Below are 2,057 nucleotides of genomic sequence, written 5' to 3'. Positions count from 1 at the left end.
CGGGGAATGCGGGCGTATGGGCGGCGGTGTGTTGATTATCGGGAGAGTGCTTCAATGAGGCCCCGGCGTTTGGCCGGGGAATGCGCGTGGCGTTTTTCAGCCGGGCAACAGCCGACGCCGCTTCAATGAGGCCCCGGCGTTTGGCCGGGGAATGCACCAAGCGTTTTCCAGATCCCGGGCGCTGGCCGTGCCGGCTTCAATGAGGCCCCGGCGTTTGGCCGGGGAATGCAAATGCGCAGATGGGGCACAAGTTGGAGTTTGTGCATGCTTCAATGAGGCCCCGGCGTTTGGCCGGGGAATGCATAAGCCCCAATTCATCACAATGCAGCTTGAACCTAGCTTCAATGAGGCCCCGGCGTTTGGCCGGGGAATGCGTATCGCTGGCGGTAATGACCAGCCAAATTAGCAACGCTTCAATGAGGCCCCGGCGTTTGGCCGGGGAATGCATTCTATATATTCTGAACCTTTTATTTTACTCAATATGCTTCAATGAGGCCCCGGCGTTTGGCCGGGGAATGCGCGATTGCTAACGCCGGGTAATAGTCGTGACTACATGCTTCAATGAGGCCCCGGCGTTTGGCCGGGGAATGCATGCCGTCATCAGCAATAAAGAAGTGATGACGCTTGACGCTTCAATGAGGCCCCGGCGTTTGGCCGGGGAATGCCTCTGGCGATGAGGGAAAAATACAGGCTGAAGCAAAGCTTCAATGAGGCCCCGGCGTTTGGCCGGGGAATGCTGCTCGATGATCGGGAAACGCGCTTTGCCTTTGCGTTTGGCTTCAATGAGGCCCCGGCGTTTGGCCGGGGAATGCACGACGACACCCCGCTGCATGCCGATGAGGTAGCACTGCTTCAATGAGGCCCCGGCGTTTGGCCGGGGAATGCGCCGTAAAGGGCGCGGTCCAGTGTGTCGGTGGTGTCGCTTCAATGAGGCCCCGGCGTTTGGCCGGGGAATGCCGATTTCGAAAAAGCCAAGCGCCAAGGCGATTTTGCCGCTTCAATGAGGCCCCGGCGTTTGGCCGGGGAATGCCGTTATACATAAACTTCACTTATTGTTTTTACGGTGGCTTCAATGAGGCCCCGGCGTTTGGCCGGGGAATGCTGACCTGGCACGGCCGGCGTAAAATCCGGCGGACTTGCTTCAATGAGGCCCCGGCGTTTGGCCGGGGAATGCGCATTGCAGTTTAAAAAATATGCAAAATCAGAAGATTGGCTTCAATGAGGCCCCGGCGTTTGGCCGGGGAATGCCCAGCGGCGCGGCCCATGCTGGCGGTTCGTCCCAATTGGACTAGCGGGAGCATTTGAACAGAAACTTACGGTTTCGCCATCAGCTGCCTGTTTGTAACCGTAAGTTTGTGTACTGATCTCCAAGCAAAACTGGCGTTAAATCCGGCCTTCTTTAATGGCCTTGTAATAAGTGCGCCGACCGATACCCACCTCAAAAACGGCTTTGCTAACACTCGAGCCATTATCGACAAGCTTTTGCACTTGCTGTAGCTTGGCTTCGTTAACAGGCTTACGGCCTTTGTATTTACCATCCTCTTTAGCGATTTCGATGCCTTCCCTTTGGCGTTCCAGCATGATACCCCTTTCAAATTCAGCTATAGCCGCTAGCATGGTGAGCAGCAATTGCCCGGTTGGGGATTTAGTATCCAAATTAATATTGAGGACTTCAAAGTCGGCGCCTTTCTTTTTTATCGCTTCGGCTATGTTCAACAAATCCTTGGTTGATCGTGCTAACCGATCAAGTTTTGTCACCGTAACGGTATCGCCTTTACGAATGTAAGCCAGTAACTTATTTAACTCGGGGCGATCAGCATTACTTCCCGATACTTTTTCTTTGAAAATCTCATGGCAACCCGCCTTGTTAAGTAATTCCAACTGGGTAGCCATATTTTGCTCCGTTGTGGATACTCGGCAATAGCCGATTTTTGTTGAATTCATATTGTCTTGGGTGTTTTGTGCATATAGAATATGTGCACATTATAAGTTGTGCATTTAGACAAATTCAACTACAAATGCACAAAAATGCGCCTTCTCTAAGTGTGTAGCTAGAC

General features: G+C 53.0%; 1 protein-coding gene and 1 CRISPR repeat array. The gene reads right to left on the bottom strand.

Annotation, left to right across the window (positions count from 1 at the left end; genetic code table 11):
* Positions 1-48: 48 nt before the first annotated feature.
* Positions 49-1,248: direct repeats of the CRISPR family, unit length 36 nt; unit sequence GCTTCAATGAGGCCCCGGCGTTTGGCCGGGGAATGC.
* 135 nt (positions 1,249-1,383) lie between these two features.
* Positions 1,384-1,944: a recombinase family protein gene (locus NP590_RS20375; RefSeq protein WP_256604580.1), complete on the bottom strand. Its 561-nt coding sequence runs from the start codon at positions 1,942-1,944 to the stop codon at positions 1,384-1,386.
* Between the last annotated feature and the right edge of the window lie 113 nt (positions 1,945-2,057).

Origin of the sequence: Methylomonas subterranea (genome assembly GCF_024505185.1) — a bacterium.
GTDB classification, from domain to species: domain Bacteria; phylum Pseudomonadota; class Gammaproteobacteria; order Methylococcales; family Methylomonadaceae; genus Methylomonas; species Methylomonas subterranea.
The sequence above is the reverse complement of the archived record's forward strand: the minus strand, read 5'-3'. Positions and strand labels throughout refer to the sequence as shown.

What these genes read in the sequence shown, in the direction of transcription:
- NP590_RS20375 (WP_256604580.1), bottom strand. Translation starts at nt 1,944, where the DNA reads ATGAATTCAACAAAAATCGGCTATTGCCGAGTATCCACAACGGAGCAA.